This is a genomic window from Parafrankia sp. BMG5.11 (assembly GCF_004337455.1).
Genome location: NZ_SJXI01000014.1, coordinates 410115 through 435872 on the forward strand (window position 1 = coordinate 410115; position 25758 = coordinate 435872).

The 25758-nt window shown below is 59.1% G+C and carries 22 protein-coding genes; 13 read left to right on the top strand and 9 right to left on the bottom strand.

Annotated features, from left to right (window positions below; genetic code table 11):
- Positions 1-117 precede the first annotated feature (117 nt).
- From chrA to E0504_RS54120, 6 genes are all read right to left on the bottom strand, one after another.
- Positions 118-1437 (bottom strand): chromate efflux transporter, encoded by a 1320-nt coding sequence (gene chrA / locus E0504_RS10630; protein ID WP_131623783.1) that lies wholly within the window; start codon positions 1435-1437, stop codon positions 118-120.
- Positions 1438-1582: 145 nt separating this feature from the next.
- Complete coding sequence (locus E0504_RS10635) at positions 1583-2359, bottom strand: sulfite exporter TauE/SafE family protein (RefSeq protein WP_131623785.1); 777 nt, start codon at positions 2357-2359, stop codon at positions 1583-1585.
- A 22-nt stretch (positions 2360-2381) separates the two neighbouring features.
- Positions 2382-4856: a TonB-dependent receptor gene (locus tag E0504_RS10640; protein ID WP_207912453.1), complete on the bottom strand. Its 2475-nt coding sequence runs from the start codon at positions 4854-4856 to the stop codon at positions 2382-2384.
- A gap of 129 nt (positions 4857-4985) precedes the next feature.
- Positions 4986-5147: a YezD family protein gene (locus E0504_RS10645; RefSeq protein WP_131623787.1), complete on the bottom strand. Its 162-nt coding sequence runs from the start codon at positions 5145-5147 to the stop codon at positions 4986-4988.
- A gap of 116 nt (positions 5148-5263) precedes the next feature.
- Positions 5264-5704 carry an Rrf2 family transcriptional regulator gene (locus tag E0504_RS10650; RefSeq protein WP_131623789.1) on the bottom strand — a complete coding sequence of 147 codons (441 nt, stop codon included), beginning with the start codon at positions 5702-5704 and terminating at the stop codon, positions 5264-5266.
- 94 nt (positions 5705-5798) lie between these two features.
- Positions 5799-6110, bottom strand: a complete 312-nt coding sequence (locus tag E0504_RS54120; protein WP_373693887.1) for a lasso peptide biosynthesis B2 protein — start codon at positions 6108-6110, stop codon at positions 5799-5801.
- A gap of 354 nt (positions 6111-6464) precedes the next feature.
- On the opposite strand from E0504_RS54120, the gene E0504_RS10660 reads away from it, so the two are divergent.
- The 5 genes from E0504_RS10660 to E0504_RS54125 all read left to right on the top strand — a co-directional run bounded on the left by E0504_RS10660 (position 6465) and on the right by E0504_RS54125 (position 11731).
- A complete protein-coding gene (locus E0504_RS10660; RefSeq protein ID WP_165938472.1) occupies positions 6465-7907 on the top strand; it encodes an ATP-binding protein in 1443 nt (480 codons plus the stop codon).
- Complete coding sequence (locus E0504_RS10665; protein ID WP_131623795.1) at positions 7894-8574, top strand: response regulator transcription factor; 681 nt, start codon at positions 7894-7896, stop codon at positions 8572-8574. Before E0504_RS10660 ends, E0504_RS10665 begins: the two co-directional genes overlap by 14 nt.
- Positions 8575-9851: 1277 nt before the next feature.
- The gene (locus E0504_RS10670) at positions 9852-10148 is read left to right on the top strand and encodes a hypothetical protein (RefSeq protein ID WP_131623797.1); all 297 of its coding nucleotides are present in this window, start codon (positions 9852-9854) and stop codon (positions 10146-10148) included.
- A 34-nt stretch (positions 10149-10182) separates the two neighbouring features.
- Positions 10183-11001, top strand: coding sequence for an ATP-binding cassette domain-containing protein (locus tag E0504_RS10675; RefSeq protein WP_131623799.1), 819 nt, complete (start codon positions 10183-10185; stop codon positions 10999-11001).
- Positions 11002-11317: 316 nt separating this feature from the next.
- Positions 11318-11731 carry a J domain-containing protein gene (locus E0504_RS54125; RefSeq protein WP_131623801.1) on the top strand — a complete coding sequence of 138 codons (414 nt, stop codon included), beginning with the start codon at positions 11318-11320 and terminating at the stop codon, positions 11729-11731.
- A gap of 52 nt (positions 11732-11783) precedes the next feature.
- Here the strand turns inward: E0504_RS54125 and E0504_RS10685 are convergent, their stop codons facing one another.
- Positions 11784-12476 carry a polysaccharide biosynthesis/export family protein gene (locus tag E0504_RS10685; RefSeq protein WP_131623803.1) on the bottom strand — a complete coding sequence of 231 codons (693 nt, stop codon included), beginning with the start codon at positions 12474-12476 and terminating at the stop codon, positions 11784-11786.
- A gap of 253 nt (positions 12477-12729) precedes the next feature.
- Here E0504_RS10685 and E0504_RS10690 point away from each other — a divergent pair, with 253 nt between their 5' ends.
- Entirely contained in the window at positions 12730-14028 is a 1299-nt protein-coding gene (locus E0504_RS10690) for a sugar transferase (RefSeq protein WP_131623805.1), read from the top strand.
- Between the two features lie 10 nt (positions 14029-14038).
- Here E0504_RS10690 and E0504_RS10695 read toward each other — a convergent pair whose 3' ends face one another.
- Complete coding sequence (locus E0504_RS10695; protein WP_131623807.1) at positions 14039-14518, bottom strand: hypothetical protein; 480 nt, start codon at positions 14516-14518, stop codon at positions 14039-14041.
- A 262-nt stretch (positions 14519-14780) separates the two neighbouring features.
- On the opposite strand from E0504_RS10695, the gene E0504_RS10700 reads away from it, so the two are divergent.
- Together E0504_RS10700 and E0504_RS10705 are read left to right on the top strand one after the other, a co-directional pair.
- Positions 14781-17009, top strand: a complete 2229-nt coding sequence (locus E0504_RS10700; RefSeq protein WP_131623809.1) for a polysaccharide biosynthesis tyrosine autokinase — start codon at positions 14781-14783, stop codon at positions 17007-17009.
- A gap of 2 nt (positions 17010-17011) precedes the next feature.
- Entirely contained in the window at positions 17012-18118 is a 1107-nt protein-coding gene (locus E0504_RS10705) for a hypothetical protein (protein WP_207912454.1), read from the top strand.
- A gap of 983 nt (positions 18119-19101) precedes the next feature.
- On the opposite strand, the gene E0504_RS10710 is transcribed toward E0504_RS10705, so the two are convergent.
- A complete protein-coding gene (locus tag E0504_RS10710) occupies positions 19102-20466 on the bottom strand; it encodes an O-antigen ligase (RefSeq protein WP_131623812.1) in 1365 nt (454 codons plus the stop codon).
- Positions 20467-20711: 245 nt separating this feature from the next.
- On the opposite strand from E0504_RS10710, the gene E0504_RS10715 reads away from it, so the two are divergent.
- The 5 genes from E0504_RS10715 (at position 20712) to E0504_RS10735 (ending at position 25746) form a co-directional block, all read left to right on the top strand.
- Positions 20712-21245 (top strand): transcription termination/antitermination protein NusG, encoded by a 534-nt coding sequence (locus tag E0504_RS10715; RefSeq protein WP_131623814.1) that lies wholly within the window; start codon positions 20712-20714, stop codon positions 21243-21245.
- Between the two features lie 211 nt (positions 21246-21456).
- Entirely contained in the window at positions 21457-22785 is a 1329-nt protein-coding gene (locus E0504_RS10720; protein ID WP_131623816.1) for a nucleotide sugar dehydrogenase, read from the top strand.
- 152 nt (positions 22786-22937) lie between these two features.
- Positions 22938-24209 carry a lipopolysaccharide biosynthesis protein gene (locus E0504_RS10725; protein ID WP_131623818.1) on the top strand — a complete coding sequence of 424 codons (1272 nt, stop codon included), beginning with the start codon at positions 22938-22940 and terminating at the stop codon, positions 24207-24209.
- The gene (locus E0504_RS10730) at positions 24206-24859 is read left to right on the top strand and encodes a methyltransferase domain-containing protein (RefSeq protein WP_207912455.1); all 654 of its coding nucleotides are present in this window, start codon (positions 24206-24208) and stop codon (positions 24857-24859) included. Before E0504_RS10725 ends, E0504_RS10730 begins: the two co-directional genes overlap by 4 nt.
- Positions 24856-25746: a glycosyltransferase family 2 protein gene (locus tag E0504_RS10735; protein WP_131623820.1), complete on the top strand. Its 891-nt coding sequence runs from the start codon at positions 24856-24858 to the stop codon at positions 25744-25746. Before E0504_RS10730 ends, E0504_RS10735 begins: the two co-directional genes overlap by 4 nt.
- The last annotated feature ends 12 nt before the right edge of the window (positions 25747-25758 follow it).

The following is a 25758-nucleotide window of genomic DNA, read 5'->3' on the forward strand; positions in this document are numbered from 1 at the left end:
TTCTGGCTCCGCCGGAAGCAAAGCGCCCGCGTGAAGCGGCACCCGGATTTTCAGCTCCCAGCCAGAGAAATGCTCGGACTAACCCGACCGCCAACGCTGCCCCTTCGTCCCCGGTGTTTAGAAAACTGTGCCCGACAGCAACATTCCGCCCAGCGCCGCTGCGAGCAGGGTTTGGGGGATACTCCAGTTGAATCTGAAGACGACCACAAGCGCTCCGATGGCAAGCAGGGAGGCGCGCCAGTCGAACGTCGTGAGGTCCGGAACGTTGATCCGAAGCGGTCCCTCGGTAACCCTGAACACACGGGCGAAGATGACGTGCAAGGCGAACCACACGCCAAGGTTCGCGATGACGCCCACCACGGCAGCCGTGACCGCGGCAAGCCCTCCTTTCAGCGCCGGTGCCCGCTGCATTCGGTCCATCCAGGGCGCCATGGCGAAAATCCACAGGAAGCATGGCGCAAAAGTGACCCACGTGGTCAGACCTGCTGCGAGTGTTCCCGCCATGATCGGGCTGAAGGGTTCGGGTGCGCGGAACGCTGCGAGGAAACCCACGAACTGCGTGACCATGATCAGGGGACCGGGCGTCGTCTCGGCAAGCCCCAGCCCGTCGGCCATCTCGCCCCCGCTCAGCCAGCCGAGACCGGTCACCGCCTCCTGCGCCATGTAGGCCAACACCGCGTAAGCGCCGCCGAACGTGACCACCGCCAGTTTGGAGAAGAACACCCCGATGTCCCACATCACGTGGTCCGGACCAAGGTACGCCAACACGGCGGCCATGGGCGCCGCCCAGATCGCCAGCCATACCAGCACCGCCTTGATCGTCGCCCCCCAGGGAGCGGCCTCAGGCGTTTCGGAACACGGTGCGGGCTTGAGCGCCAGAAGATCCGGACGTGAGCGCCCAATCAGCGCACCCACCGCCAGGGCGCCCAGCACCACTGCGGGGAACGGTGCATTGAACAGGAACAGGGCGGTGAACGCAGACACCGCGAGGACACGCTGCGCCCTCGTCTTGAGAGCCCGCCCGGCAATGCGCAGAAGGGCCTGGGCGATGATCGCCAAAACCGCCGCCTTGATGCCCAGGAAGATCGCGGCGAACCAATCGAGGTCGGCAGCAAGCGCATAGAGGATCGACAGCGCAAGCATGACCAGCGCGCCTGGGATCACGAACAGGATGCCCGCGATCGCCCCGCCCTTCCACCCGTGGAACTTCCAGCCGATCCAGGTGGCGAGTTGCTGCGCTTCCGGCCCGGGGAGCAGGTGACACAGGTTGAGCGCCTGCAGATACTCTTCCTCGTCGACCCACTGCCGCTCTTCCACGATCTCGCGGTGCATCAGGGCGATTTGTCCCGCTGGTCCGCCAAAGGACAGGCAACCGATGCGCGCGGACACGCGGGTAAGCTCTCTCAGGGTGGGATGGTTCGGCGCTATCGTGCCCATGCTCGTCATACCTTCTGACCCCGCATGTGCAGGGACGTGAAGGCAACGCTTGGGCCCAGGGCCTGTCCGGGAGGTTGCTTGGTCCCGGTCCGATGCAGATACGGACTTGCGCCTGCGCCGTCAAAAGACATTCGTGGCCGCCCCATCAGAAAATGGGCCATGCCTTTGCGATGCTGTAGACACTGGTGGCGATAAGCACGATCGACACCGCGAACAGCAGCAACTGCGGCCTGATCCGCTTGGCGAAGATTGCTCCGAAGGGGGCCGCTGCGACCCCGCCCAGGATCAGTCCCACCGCCGCGATGGTGAACGCTTCCAATCCGATCGTCAGCAGGAAGGTGATCGATACCGTCAGCGCGAGCAGGAACTCGGCAGAGTTAACCGTGCCGATGATCCGGCGCGGCTCGCCTCCCTGGATCAGCAGGTTGGATGTCACCACGGGTCCCCAGCCACCACCTCCGGCCGCGTCGAGGAACCCGCCGACCAAGGCAAGCGGGCGCGTCGTCTTGGGATCCGCGAACACGGGCTCAAGGTTCATCCTGAAAGCGCGATACAGCAGGTAAAACCCGATCGCGGCGAGGTACGCCATCACGAACGGCCGGGCCGCAGACGCGTCGACGTTCGACAACAGATATGCCCCCAGCACCCCGCCGGCGACGCCAAACGGCACCAGCCGCTTGAACAATCCCCAATCCACATTGCGATGCCAGATATGGCTCGCGCCGGACGCGCCGGTGGTGAACACCTCGACCAGATGGACGCTGGCCGAAGCAGCCGCCGGCGGTACCCCGATCGTCACCAGCAGGGTTTGGGAAATGACCCCGAACGCCATGCCGAGAGCGCCGTCGATGAGCTGGGCGACAAAGCCGATCGCGATGAACGGCAAGAGCCCCGCAAGCGTCCAGGTGGATAACTCAAGCACGTGCGTATCTCCTCTCGAGAGGTCAAAACTGCGTCTGTATCGTAAGGCCGTAGGTGCGCGGATCGCCCAGGTTGCCGACGATCAGCCCGGTGTTCCCGCTCGGTACCTGGAGCTGTTCGAAATAGCGTTCGCCAAAGGCGTTGCGGACCCATCCAAACAGGTTGAACCCTTCCTCGCTGCGAAAGCCCAAGCGGAAGTTGTGCAGAGAATATCCGTCGACCCAGGTGTAGGCGGACGGCGTCGGGTTGGACGAGAAGTCGCTTCGAAAGCTCCCGTCATAACCGAGGTAAGCCTGGCCCGGCAGACCCAGCACCGTGGCGGGCAGATTGGCCTCGCCCCCGAATGAGAAGGACCATTTCGAAACACCCGGCAAGCGCTGACCGGAGATATCGCAGTTGGCCGGACTGATGCCCCCGGGCGTGCCGGGTTGGCTGAGTGTCTGTCCGGGTCCGGCGACCGTGCCGCCGGACAGCTCCGGCGGACAAGGCGCATCGATGAACTTACGATACTTCGCGTCGGTGTAAGCGCCGTTGACGTACAGGTTGAACCGCTCGCTGGGCCGCAGCGACAGGTCGATTTCAGCGCCTTGGGTGCGCACCGCCTCCGCGCTGGCAAGATAGCCGCGCAGCACGCCGAGCTGTCCGTTGGTGACGAGCGCCTGGTAATTGCCGATGTCGGTGCGGAACGCGGCAAGGTTGGCGGTAATCCGCCGGTCCCAGAACTGGCTTTTCAGCCCCGCCTCATAATGGCGGACCGCTTCGGGATCGACGGTCCCGGCGGCCAGGATGGGGTTCCCCTGTGCGTCCGCTGGAACGCCGTTCAGGTTGACGCCGCCCGACTTGAAGGTTTTCGCATAGGTCGCATACGCCAGCACATCCGGGTTGAGTTCGTAGGCAACCGACAGATCGTAACCAACGTTCCAGTCGCGATAAGCAACTTCGAACCGCTGCGGCGCGAGCACGCCGCGCTGCGCCACGATCCGTGGATCATTGCTGGCGAAAGTCACGAGTTGGCCAGCGCCGTTGGTCACGACCGAATCGTAAAGTCCGTCCTTCTTGTCGTAATTCAGCCGAACGCCGGGCGTGATCGTCAGTGAATCGGTGACATGCCAACTGGCCCGCCCGAACAGAGCCGCACTGACGTTGTCGAGCCGGATGTCGTTTTCCGCCCGCAGGCCATCAAGGACGGTCGGGTCATTGGCCAGCGCTCCCGATAATAGCCAGCGGCTGGCCGCCGGGCCCTGTTCCTGCAAGCCCTGGGTGCGCACCTTCTGCTTGAAGCCAAACGCACCGAGCACGAAGTCAAGATCGCCCACAGTCCCGGCAAAGCGGAATTCCTGCGTCCACTGATCCTGCTGGGAAGGATTGTTCGATTCGGTCGTCACCGGCAACCCGGTGAAGTCCCGATCATTCTCAGGCTTCCAGTCCCAGAACCGCCAGGCCGTAACCGAGGTTATCGTACCCGGACCCACGTCCCAATTTGCGCGGAGCGACACGCCGCCAAGCTTGTTGCCCGCATTCAGACTGGCGTCGAGGTCGGTCAGCCGGTCAAACGGATCGGTGCTGACGGGGGCATAGTTCTGCGCCGCGGCCAGTGTGGCAAACTGCCGCGCGAGTGGCCGCTGGGTTGCGCCGGTCCGCACGAACACCGTGCCGCAGCATTCGGGATCCTGCTCGCTGTAATCGCCGGCCAGCGTCACGTCGACCGAGCTCGAAGGCTGCCAGAGGATTTGCCCGCGCAGGCCCAGATTGTCCTGTTCGTTGATCGGTCGCTGCGAGGTCACGTTATAGATTGTTCCGTCGCGCCCGGTGCTCGAGATCGCCAGCCGCGCGGCGACCGTATCACTCAACGGACCGGAGACCGCTGCCTTCGCCTGCCGGAATCCGCGGTTGCCGATCGACACCTCGGCGCGTCCTTCGAATTCAAACGTGGGCTGGCGCGTGGTGATGTTGATCGCGCCCGCAGTGGTGTTCTTTCCGTAGAGCGTGCCTTGCGGGCCGCGCAGCACCTCGATCTGCGCGACATCGAGAAAGTCGAACGTCGCCGAGGCGACCCGCGAGTTGTACACGTCGTCGATATAGATGCCGACGCCCTGCTCGATCCCGTCGTTGGTCAGCCCGAACGGCACCCCGATGCCGCGGATGTTGACAGCCGTGTTGCGCGGATTGGAACTGTAGAATTGCAAGGTCGGCGTTAGTTGTTGCAGACGGCCGACGTTGAAGCTGCCCGTGCTGTCGATGTGCTCCCCGCCCACGACGGAAACGGCAATCGGCACGTCCTGCGCCTGCTGCGAACGGCGGGTCGCGGTCACTACGATCGCGTCTTCGTCACGCGCGCCGGTGCCGGCCGAGGATGGCGGCTCTCCGACGTCGCCTGAGGCGGCAGCAAGGTCGTGCTGCGGATCGGTCGCTGCAACGGCATCTGTTTGTTGCCCCAATGCCGGAGTGGAAAGCATGCTCACGGCAACGCCGGCGAGCAACAGGCTGCGAATTGTCAAGATCGTGTTCCTCATGATGGCCCGAACGATGCCTCACCGAAAGCGGCGAGGTGTTCTTGTCTAGGGCGCATCCGGAGGTCCGGTCTGGCCTGTGCGATTGTCTATCGCCGCCCGTCGGCGGCACAGGATTCAGAAGAAGCGGCGACGCTCGGTGACGTCCACTTGCATGAGCTTGCCGTCGTGCACGGTGAGTTGAACCACGCCATAGCTGAGCCGCTCGAGCGCCTCGGCCACGACGCGCAGATGCTCTGGAAGAAGGGCGGGATCGAAGCGCTCGGGAACTGCAGCCATGCTGTCTCTCCGTGGATTGCGGTACGCCGCGTAAGCAACTCCCGTATTCTCAACCGAATTAGTTGACAATAATCTTGCGACGATACGTGCAGAAATTCGGCATGAGCCGGAGCAAGCTAATCTTCGTCCACCAGGGTCGCCGGCACCGGTTCGATCCTGTCGGACAGCCTGATGGCATCGAGAATTTCAGCGGTCTGGTCGCGCACCTTGAGCATCAGTGCCCGGGTGCGGCAGTCACCCTCCTCGACGCAGTTGCGGCACTTCTCGTGCGCGAACCGGCTGGCGCAAGGGACCAGCGCGAGCGAACCGCGCATGACCCGGATCAAGTCGCCATACGTGATGTCGATCGGCGACACAGCGAGCCAATAGCCCCCGTCTTTGCCGCGCTGCGAAGCGACGATGCCCAGGCGGGAGAGTTCTGACAGGATCGTGGTCAGGAAATTAGCGGGGATGTTTTGTGCTTGCGCGATCTCGCTGAGCCGCACCGGACCCTGGCCGTGCCGATCGGTCAGATGCTGCATCGCCCGGATGGCGTAACGGGTTTTCTGGGAAAGCACCGCGAATAACTGCTCCCGCCTGATGGGAACTTCAAGCCACACCAAGGTTAGCGCGACCGCGCGATTGAGACAGGCTGCCGGGCGAAGTCTGGAATTACGTCGTCGGGAAGCGCGCGAGTTCCGCGAATGCGTGGCGGTTGGTACACCCAACGACCGGCTGATCCCCCGAAAGAACCCAGACATGGGCAACGACCTTGTCGTCCATTCTGGCCACACCGTAATGCACGGTCGCCGAATACTTCGCACGCCGCAGTAGCCAGACCGCGGCAAGCCCCTGTTCGAAGCATTTTGCGCACAACGGGGAGCGAGCGGCACAGCTTTCGATTACCCGCGCGATCTTGTTGGCCTGGTCCGGTCCAGCCGCGACGCGACCCGCTCCGGGCCGTGCGCGAACCAGGCAAGCCATCGGAACGGCAACAATGACACGCCGATCGCGGCGATCGTCAGGGCCAAGATGACTAGAGGGCTGATCGAGGCTGAACTCTCGCGGGCGCCCCAAATCGATAGTCAAACTCCCACGTCCCGCCGCTGAGTCAGGACGCCCCCGAGGTGGCGCACTTCATCAAAGGCGAGTATACACCAGCTCCAACGACAGCCCTCAGGGGGCGCCTTTGCTGCCAGGGGGTGCGCAGGATATGTCGCAATCGACGACGAAGCACCCAAAGTGATGGCTCTACCCGGATCCTCCAGACAGCGCCTTGAGGAGCTTCGTCATACTTTAGGCCCGTTCGCCTCTGCAGTTCAGTCAATGAAGATGCCGATGGTTCTGACCGATCGGGGCCCCGGCCACCCAATCCTGTTCGCCAACGAGAGCTTGCTGGCTTTAACAGGGCATCGCTTTAGCGAACTGGCGGGTCACCCCCTTTCCATTCTGCTCCGAAACAGCGGAAGGGCGAGCGACGTGTCGGCAATCTCAGCCGGGCTTGACAGCAATGCGCACGGAGCCCTCGAAGCGATATGCTGCCGCGCGAATGGTGAAGAATACCTGGCCTCTGTGTTTTTCAGCCCAATCGGGGATAAGTTGGCCGACGTTCGCTATCACACGCTAGCGTTTATAGAAGTAAGCGGACGGGTCGACCGTCTGATTAAACAGCGTAATCAACTTCAAGAGCTGTATGCCCGGGCCCCTGGTTTCATCGCGGCGACCGAGGGGCCGGAACACCGTTTCACGTTCGCAAACCCCGCCTACGAGCGGCTAGTCGGGCGCTCTGACTTCGTCGGGCAAACGGTAGCGGACGTACTTCCGGAAGTTCGAGATCAAGGCTTCATAGCTATCCTAGACACCGTCTACCGGACGGGGGAACCGTTCGTTGGCGAGGCGATGCCAATTCGCCTTTCTCCTGATGGTGGTGAGGAAACCTACGAAACCCGCTATATCGACTTTGTATACCAGCCCGTGAGGGATGATACCGGGAAGGTCACGGGTCTCTTTGCCGAAGGCTCAGACGTGACTGCCGAGAAAACTGCCGAACAGCAACTCGCGCTGTTGCGATCAGAAATCGCACACGTCTCTCGTGTAAACACCATGGGAATGATGGCGGCCACGCTGGCTCATGAACTCAACCAGCCCCTTGCTGCTATCTCCATGTTTGCAAGCGCGGGTCTTAGATCATTGCAAGCCGGCACTGCACCGCTCGAGCATCTCAAAGATGTGCTAAGTGAGGTAGAAGGCGCCGCCCAGCGCGCGGGTGACGTTATTCGAAGCATCAGGGATTTGACCCGGCGCGGTGAGACCTCTCAAACGTGTTTCAATCTAACTGAAGCCCTAGCCGAGTCCGCGCGTCTCGTGAGACGTGGTGAATGTAATTCATCCAGCATCGTGTTGGCGATTTCGGACGAAATCCGCGTGATCGCTGATCGTGTGCAGATCCAGCAGGTTGTCATCAACCTGTTGAGGAATGCGTGTGCTGCAAAAGGCGCGCGGGCAAATACCGTTACGCTCAACGCCCAGGTGGACGTGGACGCGGTGATTGTTTCCGTGAGTGATCAGGGGCAAGGACTCTCAGTCGAAGCCGCTCAAAACGTTTTTACCTGGACGGACTCCACCAAGGAAGGCGGCACGGGACTGGGACTTGCGATCTGCCGAACCATCGTCGAGAGCCACGGTGGGCGGATTTGGCTGGAGCAAAGTGACCAATCAGGATCTGAGTTTCGGTTTTCATTACCGCATAAGACAAAGGGTTGCCTAGATGACGAGCGTTAGCAGGACGGTGACAGAAGCTCACGTCACTGACGACATAGAGTCTGCGGACTCATTAACAGTCCAACAAGTTTACATCGTTGATGATGACAGCATGGTGCGACGCGCACTGTATTTTCTTCTGACATCGGCCGGTTTTGCCGCGCGCTCTTTTGCATCCGGCGAGGATTTTTTAGCTGAATTAGACCATCTCGTCCCCGGTTGTGTTCTACTCGACCTTAGAATGCCAGGCAATGATGGGTTGGAAGTGATGGAACTGATCGGTACCCGGATTCGGCGTTTTCCGGTCGTGATGATTACCGGACACGGGGAGATTGACGTTGCAGTACGCGCTATGAAAATGGGCGCTACCGACTTCCTTGAGAAGCCGTTCACCGATGACGCGCTGATTGGTGCGCTGACACCGCTGTTCCAGAACCTCCCAGCGATGGCCGCAGCGGATACGGAAGAAGCTGAGGCGGCGCAATTGGTGGCTTCTCTAACGCGTCGCGAACGTGAATTGCTGGAAGGGATTGTAGCCGGTCTTTCAAACAAGGGCGCTGCTCAATCAATGGGCATCAGCATTCGAACCGTAGAAATTCACCGCAGTAGCCTCATGCGCAGTCTGGGCGCTAAATCGGTCGCTGATGCGGTTCGTCTTGCCCTGCTCGCGGGTATAAAGCCGCACTGACAAAGATAGAGAGCTCCCAGGCCGTGCTTTGAGTTGTTCAGAAATGGGCGCCTTTGAGCACATTGCGCTGCGATTTATCCGCTCTCAGGCGGCCGAATCCCGGACAGTTTTATTCTGGCATGCATTCCCAGTGCTTTTAGCCCACCAGTTGAAGCTCCGGCATGCCATTGAGAGCCAGTGCTGCCTTGTCCGTCGAACAGCTTAAACTGCTTATAGTCCAAGAAAGGTGCCTCGGACATATTTTCGAGACGTCCTTCGCAAAATCCAGCGCGTTCATTTTCTCAAAGCAGCCTTTCCGCCCGAAACTCGTATGAAATAGTGATTTCTCAGATAAGCCACTTTCAGTCCACCTAAGTCTACGGGACGGCTGAACAAAAGCCTCTGATTTAGTCAGCGGCTTATTTGTTTAAGCAGGTTACGACTGGCCTCACTCTAAACAGGAAACGGCATCTGCCGCGTCTTAGTGTCTGAAAACAGCATCTAAACTGCAGTCGCGTCGGCCCATTTTCAAGGCTCTTGAGTCTAGAACGGAGCGCTTCCGTGCGTTTTTTTCCCTGTTCTTGCCTGTTCTGCAGGGAAACTGAACCGTTGGCGATCAGAGGAGAGACGCGGCGAGTTGAACGGCGCAATTGCCTGCGGAGAACGGCTCCAGCGCTGACCCGCTTGACGAAATGCGCTGTGCAGACCCGCCTCTTCCGCGGCTTTGCGCGGACGCCCTGATAACAGAGACTAGTGCTGGGGGTGCGTGGCGGAGCGGGAGGGATTCGAACCCCCATCGTAAATGCTTATAATGTAAGCATTTTAAATTCAACGCTCGTGGTAGCCCTAAGCTTGACCCTAATTAAGCAAACTGCCGCTAGCTAAACTCTCACGGCCAAATTGGCAGTTGCATGACTGCTACGCGCCTTATCCAAATCCCAGTTTATCGTGCAGCATCCGAGTGCAGAAGATCCGCTGATGAACACCGGCCACAGCGGTTCAACCTCAATCGCGCGAACCTGCCCGGCGATACGGGACTGGTATAGCGCCATAAGCGCTAACCGCGATCTTCAGTTTGGAACACATATCGCGGGATTGGGGGTGACTGGGGTGGCGCCGTTGCCGCCCGTTCGCGCTATCAGATCAATCCTGTCTCGGACGGCGTTCCGCTGGCGCACGTCATCCGCTATGCCGCAAACTGCATGCGGGATAGCGGGACACGATCGAGAGACGCCGATGCGCTTTCGTACCTCATCGGCACGGTGGGCTGGCCAGCCATTGCCTCGATCGGTGCTCTGATGATCTTGGCGAGCTTTACCGAGGGGATCGGTCTGCTGATGCTTGTCCCGATCACGCAGATCGTCGCCGAAGAAGGTTCGCAAGGTCTCGTCAATGAGTGGGCCGGGGACTGGGGCGCATCGCTCGCAAGCATGCCGCTCGCGCTCCTACTAGGCGGTTTTGTCGCGCTCGTCGCTTTACGGGCAGTACTGACGCACGCACTGCTGATGCGCCGGGCCACGCTGTCGCTGCCTGGTACGCCAGTTGCGTATAACGGCCCAAGCGGCTCTGATTGCCGCGGACTGGCGGTGGCTTAGCGGCCAGCGCAGTGCTGATCATGCCGCGGTCATCGTGACCCAGGCCGAGCAGGTGGGGCGCGAAGCCAATCGCGCCGTTGATCTGGCATCATCGCTGGTCACCCTCCTAGGATTGCTCGTAGGGGCGATGTGGCTCGCGTGGCCGCTCACCTTAGCCACTCTGGGGTTTGGGGCGGTCGCTGCAGGGGTGTGGTTCACCCTCCGCCGAAGGACAGACGCGCTTGGTGTCCCGTTCGCAACGGCTTATCAGGCGCTGCAGGGCCATGTCGTTGACGGCCTGACGCATCTGCGCGCCGCCCGGATTGCGGGCGCGGAAGACACGCTCGCGCGCGATTTCGTAGCCACGGCGCGCTCGATCGAGGAGATCGAGCTGCGTTATATTGCTACGGGCCACCGGGCGCACCTTGGCCTGCAGGTTATTTCCGCGGCCCTGCTGGCCATACTCGTGTGGTTTGGACTGCGAGCCCTGTCGCTACCGCTGGCTGTCTTCGTCCCGGTGCTGGCGATTTTCGCGCGGATCGTGCCCCTGATCGGCAACATGCAGCAGGGTTGGCGCGCCTGGCGCTTTTGCCGGCCCGCGCTGGACAATCTGCGAGCCACCGTGGCGGAGGCTCTTGCAGCGGCCGAGCCAGCGATCGCGAATTCACCTGCCATCGATTTTGATCGCGAACTCACGTTCGAAAACGTCGGCATTTCCTTTGCAAACCGCAAGCGACCGGTGCTTGACGATTTCCAGTGCCGGATCGCAGCTGGAACGGTGGTCGGAGTTTCTGGTCCCTCTGGATCCGGCAAAAGCACGTTTGCCGATCTCCTATCTGGGTTAGTCGCGCCCCTTGATCATGTGGACGCCTAAGCCGACGCTATTAGCGGGCGGTGTCAAGCTCAGGCCTTAGGTTTACTGAGCTTAAGTCGAAGCGCTGTGATGATCCGACCTGAACACGGCCAGGCTATGGGTGCCTCAGGTCGACAAACCATAACAAGTTAGTCCACTCTCACTTCCCCCACTCTGGCACCCTTGATGCTCTAGGATCTTATGCTGGCTCTTATCACCTCGTCGGATTATCGCTGCTCGACCACGTGCGCAGCCGTCACTCCAATCGGTTGGTAGACAGGGAGCCCCGTCGAGGTTTATCTCCAACAACGAGTGGTCAGCATTAGCCAAGGGGGCGATGAGGGTGGCGACGCATTATCAAACGTTGGGCGTTGAAGAGAGCGCAGCTCAGCAGATCATAAGATCTGCCTATCTGCAGTTGATGCGAGAGATTCATCCCGATTGCTCGCGAAACGGCTTAGCTCGACGCAGCCGAACTTCGCCAAGCGAGGCCAATGCAGCATATCAAATCCTCAGCGATCGATCACGCCGGGCCGAGTACGACCGCCGGCTTAGGGCGATGCGCTATCCCAGATTTACGCTACCAAGGATGGAGCCGATCCCGCTGCAGCGCAAACTGCTCCTTGCGCTCCTGCGACTCTTTTTCCTGAGAAAACGAGCGGGCCGAGACAAGCGCATGGCTTTGATCTGGCAGACGTACCGCGGCGCGCCTTTGATAAAAAAAGGCGTAGCCCAGCTTAGGTCGCGCTAGAGCGATGTTTTGACAAAGACTCTAACACGGCCCGGCGATCTTGACGGCGGGCTTAGAATGGTCGGAAGATACCAAGGATTGGTACGGCCCGGAGGAAATTAGTCCAGAACGCTGCCGATTTAGATCCTGGTACAACCACAACGTCATTGCCATAAATTCGCGGATCATCAGCTTCCGCGCGTCGGATAGCATCGAGATCGAATGCTGCGGCTTGTCGCTGCCCGTCGATTACACGAAAAACTACAACCCTGGAGTCTTGAGCTTCTGTTGTTGTGCCCCGAGCAAGCGCAACTGCCTGGATCAACGTGATCGGGCCGTCGATGCTGTAAACCCCGGATTGACCGACCGCGCCTTCGACTGTGACTTTCCGCACAGCAGCTTCGGTGATCGCAACCTGAACTTTGGGGTCGCGCAGATAGCTCGCCGCCAGACCACTGCGAATGAGCTCGGACACCTGAGTGGACGAGAGCCCCTGCACCTCTAGCAATCCGAGGATGGGAAAATCGATTGTCCCTGCCGAACTGACCTCAAACTCCCCGGACACGTCGGGCTCCTGAAAGACCGTAACCCGAACCTTATCCGAAGGCACAAGTCCTTCAGCAGCAGTCGACGTATCGACTGTCACTTGATCCGGCGCTCCGAATCCGGCTGATGAATAAGGGACGGACGAATCCCGCGTAGCACACCCGGAGATTATGAAGGCTGAAGCTAACGTTAAGCAGCAGAGAGCGAGTTTAGAGTTCATGCGTCATCCATTACCATGGCAAGAACGCCGCGCCAACCGCCCGTTCCACGTAATGGCCTGATGATGCGCGTCGCCGCCGCAACCCCATGAAAAAAATCGGCAACGTGCCAGCGTGCTGCGGCTTGCGAGAACTCGCACATCTGCTAATCGCCCTCGCTCTTGATGGCATTTTGGTGATGCGCGGCAACGGGCACCGCTAAATTGCCATCAGGATACTCACAACCTCCTAGGTTGTCTCAGAGGTTGCGCCGCCGTGAATGCGTTAAACGACTCGCCTTTGAAGGCTCGGCGCCCGCGCGCCTTCGCTACATTGCCCCCTCTGGCCCGGTTGCGTTTTCAAGTGTGTCTGGCCGTCGGGTTTGGCGCCCTATTGCCGGCAGCTGCCATCGGTGACGACAGCTTTTGGGACGCGACCAAGTTTACAGCTACTTCGAACGCTTTCTACGGCGCACTAGCGTGTAGCCTCGTCTCGTTAGCTCTTTTCCGCCGTCTCGGGGCCTTTCCGGGCATCACATCCATGGGGCAAGTTGGCTCGGCAGTCGCAGCGCCGTACGTCAGCGGCCTTATCGCCATCGTAGTTTTACGAGCCGAGTACAGCCGCCCCCTACTCGCACTTAGCTTCGCGTCTATGGTCGCTCTGTTGCTTTGCCTCTGGTACTATCGACGTCATCGCTGCCAACCTGCTATCTACACTCTTCCAGACGTCGAGCTCAATGCAGGACGTGTGCAGACCTGGTCCGCAGACCTTCATTCGCCCCTCGAACATCTCGCCCGCAATCCTGTATTGGTTGCCGACTTGCGCCGAGACCTTGACGCATCGTGGCAGGAATACCTCCTTCGCGCAGCATTATCAGGCATCCCGGTATTTCACTCAAAGCAAGTACAAGAATCCTTGTTAGGCAAGGTAGAGGTCGAACACCTATCCGAAAACATCTTCGGCTCTGTCAATCCAAACCATATTTACTCAAAGGTTAAGCGATTCGTAGACTTTTTAGCTGCTCTGATCGCCTTATTCCCCTTGCTTATCCTCTTCGGTGCCGTAGCTCTTGCCATCAAGATCGACAGTCGCGGACCGGTTTTCTTCGTACAGCGGCGAGTGGGGCGCCGTGGTGCAGCTTTCAATGTCATCAAATTTCGATCGATGTTTCACGGTCAAGACCTGGAAGGCTCGCGGGAAGCGGCGAAGACAATCGATAACGACCCTCGCATCACGAGAGTGGGCGCTGTCCTGCGCCGCTACCGAGTGGATGAGTTGCCTCAGATTTTCAATGTTCTGAAGGGGGAGATGAGCTGGATTGGCCCTCGACCCGAGGCAGTTGAGCTATCTCACTGGTATGAAGGCGAAATCCCGTTTTACGGCTACCGACATATGGTACGTCCTGGCATCACCGGCTGGGCTCAGGTCCATCAGGGACACGTCCATGACCTCTCAGGAGTAACCGAGAAGCTCCAGTACGACTTCTACTACATCAAATACTTATCTTGGTGGCTAGACGCGCTTATCGTCCTGCGCACTCTCAAGACTGTCATTGTGGGCAACGGTGCTCGCTAACTCGCCGAGACTAAGAGGCCTGATCATTCAGCACCTCACCGGAGAGGATATCCTTCACAATGGATTGGCCCGGCTTCGCTCCAGCACAATCGGCGAGCTTTTCCGCAAGTATTGTAAACAGTTCCCGTTGCTGCGTGTCTAAGCTCTGCCAGAGGCTAGCCCGAATCAGAACTGAGCCGTCGTCGACGAACTCGAGTGTACCATCGCTGGCTTTTTCGAACTTCTCAGCCTGACCAGTTATCTCGGGACAGCCGATCCCCGCCGTCGACGGATCTGACACGTTAGTTAATTGAGTGACGCTTTTTTGCGCCTGAAGTGGAACTCGCCAGTTCCAAGCTGCTGCCAGAAACAGGGTACCGTAAATCGCCAGCACTCCTGCTCTAAATTTCGAAAGATCCGAGCCAACAGGCCTCTTCAGCTTCGATAGCCATGGCACAACCCACAGACCGGCGAAGGCCATCCCTGTCAGCAGAGTCGCTGTGTTCGACATGTGGGCTCCACGTGGGGCCGAAGCGGCCCGAGGCATTGAGGAAGAAGGGATGCGCGAGTGTACCCCACATACCTTCCTCCTTCGCCAACGACTTTGTCGTGCCCGATTTCGGTGCATTTGCATAGGTTTCTAGCGGGCACGGGCGCCTGTGATTGCCACTCGAGGAACATCGAACCTGTGGTGAACGCGGGGTTTTTTGCTAGGACCTTGGTCGCTTTCTGATACAGGGGCGCCATTCTTTAGTTAATGGACCGGGTCGCACATGTACGGCAGAGCTTTGGCGAACTCATCAGCAGATGAGCGCGAACTGGACACGTATGCCGACGCGAACGCGATCAGTGCGTGGAATCGTCAGGAATATTCCACCGAGCCATCGCTTCTCGATATCCCGTCTGTCTTCAACGCCATTGTGCGCCATCGGTGGGTGTTCCTTGGCATCATAGCGAGCCTTTTCATTGCAGCTGTAGCGTGGGTTGCGACTCAGACACCTCTGTATCGCGCCCAAGCCACCCTGGAACTTAATCCTTCTACTACCCGTGTCGTTGATCTGGGAAGCGCACAAGAGGAAGCCGTCCAGCCTGACCGCGACTACCTCGCTCTTCAAATTGGGCTAATGGAAAGCCGCAGCTTGGCGGAGCGGGTTGCACGCGCACTCAATCTGGCTCGAAGCGAGGCATTTCTGCGGCGCGAACCCGACAAGGCGACTACCTCGTCCGACGTTGCTGGCACTCTTATGCAAAACTTTTCGGCGACGGGCACGACGAGCGATCGTATCGTCGAAATTTCCTACGTTCATCCCAACCCTGCAGTCGCGGCCCAAGTCGTAAATGCGTTCGCCAACGAAGCAGTCGAATCGACGTTCGAGCGGGCGTATGAAAGCACCGCACGATCTCGCGCGTTTCTCCAGCGGCAACTCGAGACCACTCGGCAGGAACTAGAGAGGTCTGAACGCGAGCTGATCGCCTACGCCCGCGCAGCTAACATCGTGAACGTCGTCAGCGAAGAAGGCGCGAGCAGCGGAGACAGCGCCGGCGGCACGCTCGTTGCTTCCAACTTAGTCGCGTTGAATGAACAGCTTGCGGATGCTCAAAACGCGCGGATTGTCGCGGAACAGCGGTACCAACAGTCCTCCGCCAGTGCCAATGCGGCAGCAGTAGCTGATCCTACTGTTCAAACTCTACAACAGCAGCGAGCGCAGGTCCAAGCTGAGTACGACCAAAAACTGCAACGCTATTTGCCTAACGCACCGGAGATGGTTGCCTTGAGCGCTCAACTGGCCGGCTTGCAGAGGCAAATTGCCCAGGCGACCAGCCGCAGCTCGTCATCGGTATCTGGGTCGCTGAGGGCGGATTTTATCTCTGCGCAGAACCGGGAGCGGGCTCTTCAAAGCAAGATCAAGCAGCTGGAATCGCAGTTGCTCAATCTTAACGATCGAGGAGTTAAGTACACGATCTTGCGTCGTGCGGTGGAGGCAAACCGGTCACTTTATAACGCTCTACTGGCGAAACTCGGCGAAGAGAACTCATCAGGCACGAAGTCGAGTAGCCTAGCACTGATCGACAGCGCGCAAGCTCCGGGCAGCCCGTTCGCTCCAAACATCCCTCGCACGTTGATCCTGGCGCTACTTGGTGGGATCATCCTCGGCACTGCTGCAGCCATAGGTCTCGACCGCTGGCGCGACACAATCAATACTCCGGATGATGTGCGGAGCGCACTTGGGCTGACAGCTGTGGGAATAATTCCAAAGCTGGAGAAGGGCCAAAAGGTCGACGAGGAGCTCCACGATCCACGTTCGCCAGTAGCGGAGGCTTACCACTCGGCGCGAGCCGCGTTGCAGTTCATTGCTTCTGGGGGCGAGACCCCGAAGAGCATACTCTTCACGAGCGCGCGGCCAGGGGAAGGAAAGACCACCAGCGTTATCGCTCTTGCCGCTGATTTCATCAGCATCGGTAAACGGGTGGTCGTGATCGATGCAGATTTACGGAATCCGTCCATCAGGGGGAAAAAATCGGATGGTGGCCTGACGGCAGTCCTATCCGAACGCCGGCAGCTGACTGGAGAAGTGAACCCTACGGACACACCTGGGCTATTTCTGCTGCACGCCGGGACTCCCCCACCAGACCCGACTGTCCTTCTTGCGAACCGGGCGCTTGCGTCGATCGTTGAGCGTCTCGAACTTCTCTACGACGTCGTAATTATCGATGGTCCGCCAGTGCTGGGCCTTGCCGATGCTCCGCTAATCTCCGCTTGCTCGCAGGCGACGGTGTTGGTGGTCGAGGCCGGTAAGACACATCGCCGTGCTGCGGCTAACGCGGTAAATCGGCTTGTGGCGGGGGGTGGGTCGCTCGTCGGCGCGATTTTGACGAAGTTTGCCGGCACCACGCACGGGTACGGATATGGCTACGGCTATGGCTATTCGTATAAGTATGATCTGAAATCGGAGAAGCGCGCGTTGATTGGTCCGGGGCCTCGGGAGGAAGAAGCTATTTGATCGTGCTTAGGCTGTTGTGGCTAGCGGCTGCGCTCACGCTGGCCCTCGCGAGCATGCGAAGCTTCGCGGACGTTACCGGTATCTGGCCGCTTCGGTCGGCAACCAACCTCTCGATCATCGCTGAAGCGGCGCAGGTCGAGTTGAAAAACAAGCCGTTAAATGCCCCTAGCTTCTTTGCGCTCGGCGTGGCCGCACAGGAAAGCGGTGAACCAGCCCGCGCACGCGCGATGATGGTGCGGTCGCTCGCACTCGATCCTCGATTGCGTGCTCCGCGCCTTTGGCTCTTGTCGGACGCAGTTCGCACTCGCCGCGTGAAGGATGCTGCGCGGCACGCACGTATACTGGCGGAGCTCAGCCCGGATGTGGTGCCTGCGGTAAGCACAATACTGGTCGATCTGATGCAGGATCAACTTGCCCGAAAGCAACTTGGCGAACATCTCAAAAATCAACCCTTGGTGCTTGCAGCCGCGGCTCAGGCCGCCAAGGCGGGGCTAAGCGGTGAGGATATTCTCGAACTGCTCGCACCTTCCGATCTCGCCCGCTTACCTAACGGCATCGCCACCGCCCAGTCGCTGGTCGCAAAGAGCTTCGTGCGCGCGGAGCAGTTTGTCCAAGCGCGTCGCGCTTGGTACCTGTTAGGCGGCCAATCTCCAACACGTGCAGTGTTTGACGGCGACTTCCAGGGTCTTGCAGGAGCTCCCCCGTTTGGCTGGACCTTTCGAAATGATGCCAACGTCGAAAGTACGTTGCAAAAGGGGGACTCAGGCCTGGGGGCACTGAAGGTTACCTCCTTTGGCAGCTTGCCTGTAGTTGCTGCAGAGCAGACCTTGGTGCTTTCTCCCGGCAACCATGTGCTGACGTTCGAAGCGTCAGCACATGGTGAGGGCAAACGAGCCGATGTCTTCGCGTGGCGGATCACCTGCTCCTCCGGACAGCTGCTCATAGAACTTCCGGCAAAAGGGACTGGGTCGGCGTGGGCTGTCGCACAGAGCTCGTTTGCTGTACCATCGTCCAGTTGCGACACGCAGGTTTTGCGCCTGATGAAGCTCCGGACGCCTAACGATCAGGAACGTTCGCTGATGGTTAAAAGGATTGAGGTAAGTCCTTGATGGCGCGGCTCGAGAGTAGCCGCGCTTGATCGTGCAACAGCGCTTCCGCTGCTGGCCTCTGCGCCGGGACGTCCGGCGCCAAACCTAGATTGCCGCGGGAATTGCATTATCATTGCTCGCCGGGGACATGCGGCCAATTGGCGACACATTCCGAAACGGCACTCGAGAGCAAATGAGTCCGAAATTCGCTCAGGAGTGCTACATCCTGCTCCGGTTAGGATCACGCCGTTCGGCTCACCACTAGTTCGGGGTCTCCTTTAGCGTAGCGCATCGATGACAGCCGCTCGATGCGTTCGCCCGGAGGTCGCTGGCATGAAGCTGCTATTCCACCACTCTGGAGCTGCCATTCCTACACGGCTGATGTGTCATAAGAGTTGTCGATGGAGTTGATCGGATGCAGGGACCAGCATTTCGGATGTGTGGCCGGTTCAGTCCACCAAATCAGACACCGGTTTCCACACGTTGTGTCGAATGCGCCTCAGCGGGGTCTTGCAGCGCCTGCACGTTGTGCCCAGCTGATCGCCGTACCAGCGCGCCGACGATCGCCGCGGGCGGTGAAAGCCGGCGGAGCACAAGATATTGGCTAGGAAACGCATCGAGCCTCTGCGCAAATGTGGGCGCCCGAGTATCGGCGCATCACTCAACCTAACGGATCCTTGTCCGTTGGCATTGCAAGGAAGCGACAGTCAAGCCACCCTAAGATGAAGCTCGGTCGCAGGTAGCGCGCGGTATCTTTTACTCACGTGCATCTGGGTACGTCCCGGACCAATCACTGCATCGAAGTGGATGCCTTTTAAAAGTCTTGCCCCGTTCCGGACGACTTGTGCGGGTGGTCCAGCCAATAATGAGAAGCTCCGCCTCGATGCGAGTGCCCGGGAAGAGGCTGATCGACGCATCTGCCTTCCTGCAGTGACACTCGTAGCCGCGGCCAACAGCAGAAGCCGGTTGTTCAGCTTTCGCGCAGTCCCACAGCGGTTTTTGTTTTAGGATCGCCGAGGAGCAGCGAGCACAGCAGCAAAAAAACATGCGATCATCAGAACCGCTGGGGTGCGCAAAGGATAATCGACGAGGCTATGCAACAACCCCACGCCCACGACGATTGAGGCTGCACGGTGCCAAATGCTTGGTTCAGTGCCGCCGCGCCAAACTTGAACTGAGCGAGCCGCCCACCACCCCACTACAGCTACCATGAGAACCGCTCCTGCGAGGCCAGCTTCGAACAGCACCTCCAGGTAGTCGTTGTGCGCATGATTGATGAACTTGGTACCGAGCGCGTCGGGATCTTCGAAGGTGCGATACACTGCCGTGAACGTGCCGAGCCCACTGCCCGCGGGCCAGAACTGGCCGATTCCCCGTAGCGTGGTGCGCCAGATGTCTGGGCGGCTGCCTTGGGCATCCTCAAAACTCGTGCCAAGTACGCCGATGCTGAACGCCACCGCGACCGCTGCCAGCAGCACCGCGAGAGCCATGGCTCCCGAACGGGCGCCACCGCTGGCAGGAATGATGACCAGGCTGGCAAGGACCGCCACGCCGAGCAGGATGATACCCGCCACCGAGGCGGTGAGCGGGACGCCCAGAGCCGCCAGCGCGCCATAGGCGATAACAATTGCGAACATGGACTTGCGTGCAAGCCCACGCTTCTCGCCTTCTGTGACCACCAGCGCAGCGACGAGCGGCACCGCCATCACGAGCAAGGTGGCGAGGTGATTGGGATTGGCAAAGAACCCCACGGCAAGACCGCGGGCGGTCTTGGCATGAAAATACAGCACCGAGTCCTGCCCGCCGACGACCTGAAGGACACCTACAGCCCACGAAAGGAGCGCAAACCCCACCAGCATCTTGGCGATTTTGCTCGTCGGGAACGCGCTCGTTCTGGTCAGCAGGATCGCAAGTACCGCAACCGGCAAACCCGCAAGTGCGGCGGCGATCGTCGAGGCGGGCACGAGGCTCAGCGGCATTATGGGCAACGGCAGATCAGCCAGCTTGAGCGACTCAACGGCGATCGCGCGGCCCGGCAGCGTTGACCACAGCGATGCCGGCAGCGGCAGCAGTTGCATGAGGATGAGGGCTAGCACCCCCGACCCCAACCAGGCCCAGGCCAGCGGCAAGCCGACCTCGCCGACGGAGCGCGGCCGCCGCATAACCGTAACTAGGAGGACAGCAAGCGAGAGCAGCTGCAGGGTAATCCCGCCCCACGAGGTCGGGTTACTCGCCCCGCCGAGGACCATGGCGCCAGCAAACAACGCCAGGACCGGTAACTCTCCTTCGCCTGTGGAACTGCCCAGCGGATTGCTCGGCAGCCGCTGAGGCCGGTCGGGAGGGACGCCAGTGTTGCTGATTCTGACCACCCACGCTCCTACCGCTGCACCCGACGCCTGATGCCCTATGCCGCGTGTCGCGAGTGCGCGCCACCCGCGGTGAGGGTGCAACTTGCAGCGGGCTACGGCGGTCGCATCGTAATATACCCGCCAGCAGCACGGTTAAGCGGCACTTTACTTGCACCCAAAGTAGCTCGCGGGTAAGGCGCCGGTCCATCTCTGATTTCTCGCAAGCTGAGTGGTTTTGCGTGGGATCGCGAGCGAGGTCGCGTTGCATGCCTACCAGCACCCAGACGGAGCCCGGCTCAAGCCGCTGGTTCGCGGTTCAGACGCGCGCGCAGTGCGAGGACATCGCGCTGCGGCACCTCGCCAACCAGCGCTTTGTCACGTTTTGCCCGCGCGCGCGGGTGCGCCGCAAGATCGGCCGGCACACGGTGGATCGGCTTGATCCGTTTTTCCGCGGCTATCTGTTCACCAGGCTCGACCTCGACCGCGATCCGTGGCGCTCGATCAACGGCACGGTCGGCGTATCGCGGCTGGTATCGTTCGGATCGCAAGCGCGCCCTGCTCCGCTGCCGGCGGGGCTAGTCGAGCAGCTGGCGCAGCTATGCGATACCGGCGGTGAGCTCAGCTTCGACGACGGCCTCACCGCAGGCGATGCTGTGCGGGTCATGACCGGACCGTTCGCTGACCTGTGCGGGGTGCTCGAGGCAGCCGGCCCGCAAGAGCGGGTTACGGTCCTGCTCGATGTGATGGCGCGCGGGACCCGGGTGGAGATGAGCCGCTCGATTCTGGCCAGAGCTGCATAGCTCTCGGGCGGCAAGAGCAGGATAGAACGCGTCTCAGCGAAGACGCGGGGTTTGGGGGGTATACAGCGCTCCGGGAGACACGCTTCTCTCGGAGTGCGGTAGCCGTGGTGGACAAGATGGTGCCCCCTGCCCTGCCGCGCCTCGTGCAATCGGCGGCCGCACGGCAGTCGGTGTTATCGGGCATGCTCGATGGAATATAGGAAGCTGAAAGTTGAGCGCAGAAGATCTCAAAGCCCGAATTGACGCCAAACAGGCACTGATCGGCGTCATCGGTCTAGGCTATGTCGGCTTGCCGCTGTGCCTTGCCTTTGGTGAGGCAGGGGCAAGAGTGCTGGGCTTTGACCTCGACGCTGAGAAGATCAGTGCGATCAATGATGGCCGCAGCTACCTCGAGCAGTTTCCGTCCGAAAGAATTGCCGCCCTTGTCGAACCAGGCCTGTTTTCGGCGACCAGTGACATGGCGCGGCTATGCGAACCTGATATCCTGCTTATCTGTGTGCCCACTCCGCTCACCAAGCACCTAGAGCCCGACCTTAGCTACGTTGAGCGCACTACGGAGGCGATCGCGCGATCGCTCCGCGACGGTCAACTTATTATTCTAGAGAGTACCACTTACCCGGGGACTACCGGGGAGCTCGTTCAACCCATTCTTGAAAAAGCCGGTCGGCGCGCTGGCCAGGACTTCTGGCTGGCCTTCTCGCCGGAACGCGAGGACCCGGGCAACACCAGCCATACGACGGTGTCAATTCCGAAGGTGGTTGGAGCTGATGATCCGAGCAGTCGCGACCTGGCCGCCGCTACCTATGCAATTTTCGGGACGCAGGTCGTACCCGTTTCCTCAAGCGCAACCGCCGAGGCGGTTAAGATCACCGAAAACATCTTCCGAGCGGTGAATATCGCGCTCGTAAACGAGCTTAAGATCGTTTATTCTGAGATGGGCGTCAACATCTGGGAAGTCATCGAAGCCGCCAAGACTAAACCCTTCGGCTATATGCCATTTTATCCTGGTCCCGGTCTTGGTGGGCACTGCATTCCCATCGATCCATTTTATCTTACCTGGAAAGCCAGAGAGTTCGGATTATCAACCCGGTTCATCCAGCTCGCAGGCGAGATCAACACCTCGATGCCCCTCCGCGTGGTATCTGAGGTTCAACGCGCGCTGGATGAACGTTTCAGCAAAGGGCTGAATGGGGCGAAGGTTTTGTTGGTCGGAGTCGCGTACAAGAAGAATGTAAGCGACATTCGTGAGAGCCCCGCTCTCAAGTTGATCGAATTAATTGAATGTCGTGGTGGCACTGTGGAATTTCACGACCCGCACGTGCCTACTATCCCTATTACTAGGGAGCACCCCTCATTGGCGGGACGTCAGTCAATCGAGCTTACTCCGGATCGATTAACATCATGCGACGCCGTTCTTATCGCTACCGACCATGACGGCATCAACTTTAACTTGATTACAAAGCATGCGCGTTTGATCGTAGATACCCGGAATGCGTGCGCCACTGCCGAGGCAGAGTTGACCAACGTCGTGCTTGCATGACGCTCGATAAGATTGAGCGAGTAAAACTCACGCGGGACCGCGCGCCGCGTCTTTTTGTGCCGAGCAGCGACGAGTTTGCGAGGAATGGGCGTCGGAGCCGCGGCGCGCAACGTTGTTGTCCATTTGCGACAATGTGACGAAGTTGCATCAGTATGATCGTAAGGCTAAGTGGGTTACCGTCCGTCAGAAACATCGCAAAGATGATGTTCGGAACTGGTCTAGCTCAGATAGTGACCTTCTTAGCCACTCCGCTTTTAGCTAGACTGTACGGACCAGACAGCTTCGGTCAGCAGAGTGCACTATTATCGATTGTCGGGCCCATGGCAGCCCTAACGACAATGGCATATCCGGTCGCGATTGTGATCGCGCGTACTGATCGTGACGCGGCAGCCTTCGCTCGGTTGGCTCTTTTGGGGAGCATAGCTTTTTCAATCCTCGGAACGGCGCTGCTGTTTGTTGAGGACATGTGGCTGATGCGAAAACTCGGACTGGCCGAACTCCAGGCCCTCGTGCTGTTGATCCCCGCTCTCGTCATTCTGACCACCATGAACATGTCCGCAGGATATATGTTTGTAAGAGGGGAGCAATTCGGCGTTTATGCTCGCGCTCAAGTAGTCGCCTCTGGAGTAGGAACGGCAGCTAAGCTTGCTCTAGGATTCCTCGCTCCTGGAACCCTGTCGCTTATCGCAGGCAATGCCCTAAGCTACCTAGTAGCTCCAATCACTCTCATGCGCACTACGCGTCGTTCAGGACAGGCAACTCGGTTGACAGTCGGAGAGCTGAAGAATGTAGTGTGGAGCTACCGAGACTTCCCGCTTCTCCGCGCCCCTCAGAACTTCATCTCGGCTGTCTCGCAAGCCGTGCCCGTTATTGCGTTGACGTCAAGCTTCGGACCCGCCGCCGCGGGTCATTACGCTGTAGCATTATCGCTCACCGGCGCGCCCGTGATGTTGTTGGGCAACGCAGTGCAGTCTGTTCTTTACCCGAAACTAACGCAAGCCGCACAAGACGGGGACAATACCTCACGGCTTTTGCTACGATCAACCCTTGTATTACTTGCTCTGGGCGCAGCCTTCTTTGTACCAATCGCAGCATTCGGGCCATGGTTCTTTGCCCTTTTACTTGGGCCGGAATGGACCGAGGCCGGGGTTTATGCCGCGCTACTCGTTCCTGTGCTTTGGACGGGCTTAGCCAACCGGCCTGCTGTCGCGTTGATTCCCGCCATCAATCTACAAGGTGGCCTTTTGATTTACGAGATCCTTGGGACGGCAGCAAAGATTGCCGCAGTGTACGTCGGCCTTTGGGTTATAGGAAGCGCTCGGTGGACGGTGGGCTTATTCTCTGCAGCGGGCGCAGTAGCCTACGTTCTACTAGTGCTCTGGGTGTACCTATCCAACTGCGCTATCGAAAGGAAAAGTAAGTGAAAAAACAGGTTGGCGCGGAGCATTACGAATTTCAGAGATATATGGGGCTACCGCGCTGGACCAGTGTCTGGCACCAACTGAATGAGGTGGCTGCCCTCAAGCCCAATAAGGTAATGGAGGTTGGACCTGGGGCCGGATACTTCAAGGCAGCGGCAAGTTGCCTCGGGATCCCGGTCGAAACTGTGGATCTTGATCCGGAACTGCGGCCCGATCATGTGGCAAGCGTCACGGATCTTCCGTTTCTAGATTGCAGCTTTGATCTTACCTGCGCATTTCAGGTTTTGGAACACTTGCCTTTCGAGGTGGCGCTAACGGCACTGAGCGAGTTAACGCGTGTCGCGCGCCAACATGTGGTTATAAGCTTACCGGATGCGAGCCGCACGTGGCGCTATCTCTGGCACTTGCCAAAGTTGGGAGAGCGAAGGGTTCTGCTTCGCCGGCCGCAAGTAAGGCCACTTGATCATCACTTCGACGGTGAACATTACTGGGAACTTAACAAGCGTGGATACGACTTGGACACCGTAATTGATTCATTTCTCAAGTCTGGTTCGCTGAGGTTAGATCGTACGTTTCGACCCTTCGAGAATGCCTATCACCGGTTCTTCGTATTTTCCGTCAGGCCGACTACAGAACAGATAGCGCGATCATGAAGACCGATAGCAGCTCCGAAGCTACCTTCGCGCGGTTATGCTCAATTGTAATCCCGGTCTTCAACCGGGAAGCGACGATCCGGGAGACAGTGACCAGCTGCCTCAATCAGGATTATCCTAATGTTGAGATTATACTGGTCGATGATGGCTCCACAGACAGCAGTCTTGTTGTTTGCCAAGATCTCGCAGGTAAGACGTTGGACGAGGGTAAGACGATCCGGGTTGTGCACCAGACCAACGCCGGGGCGTGTGCGGCGAGAAATCGTGGCTTAGACTTAGCTACCGGAGCGTACCTGCTTTTCCTTGATTCTGATGATCTCATCTCACGCAACAAACTCCGCGCCGAAATAGCCTGCCTCGAACGAACGGGAGCCGACTGCTGCATTAGCGATTACCAGACAGTTGATGCGCTTGGTAAACCTCTGGCGGTTTATCGAAATGATCTAAGTCCCAGGAAATTCATCACGCGGCTCAAGAGCCCGTCAATTTCGGCCGTCCTGATCCGACGATCGTCGCTACCGCCCACGTTGCGGTTCAACACTGCCTTGGATCGGATGCAGGATGTCGATTTTATGATGCGCTATTTCGCGTTAGTGAGGACATGGGCTTACATCCCTCAGGTACACTTCAAGTATCGCCTACATGACGGCCCCCGCATTTCCGACAGCTATCTCAGCGGAATGCCGTACTGGAATCTATTTCGCTCCTTGCAACGGCATTTGTATCGGTATTCGCCAGCCTCTGAGGACAGATTGAGTCTCTTAGCGTCGTACGGCTTCGTCCTACTGTGCGCGCAATCTAAGGATACTGCTAGCAGATTTCTACCCACCACCTTAAAGCGCTTGTTAAAGAAATTGGTGCGCAGCCCGTCGTATGAAATACAATAGTGCAATGGACGC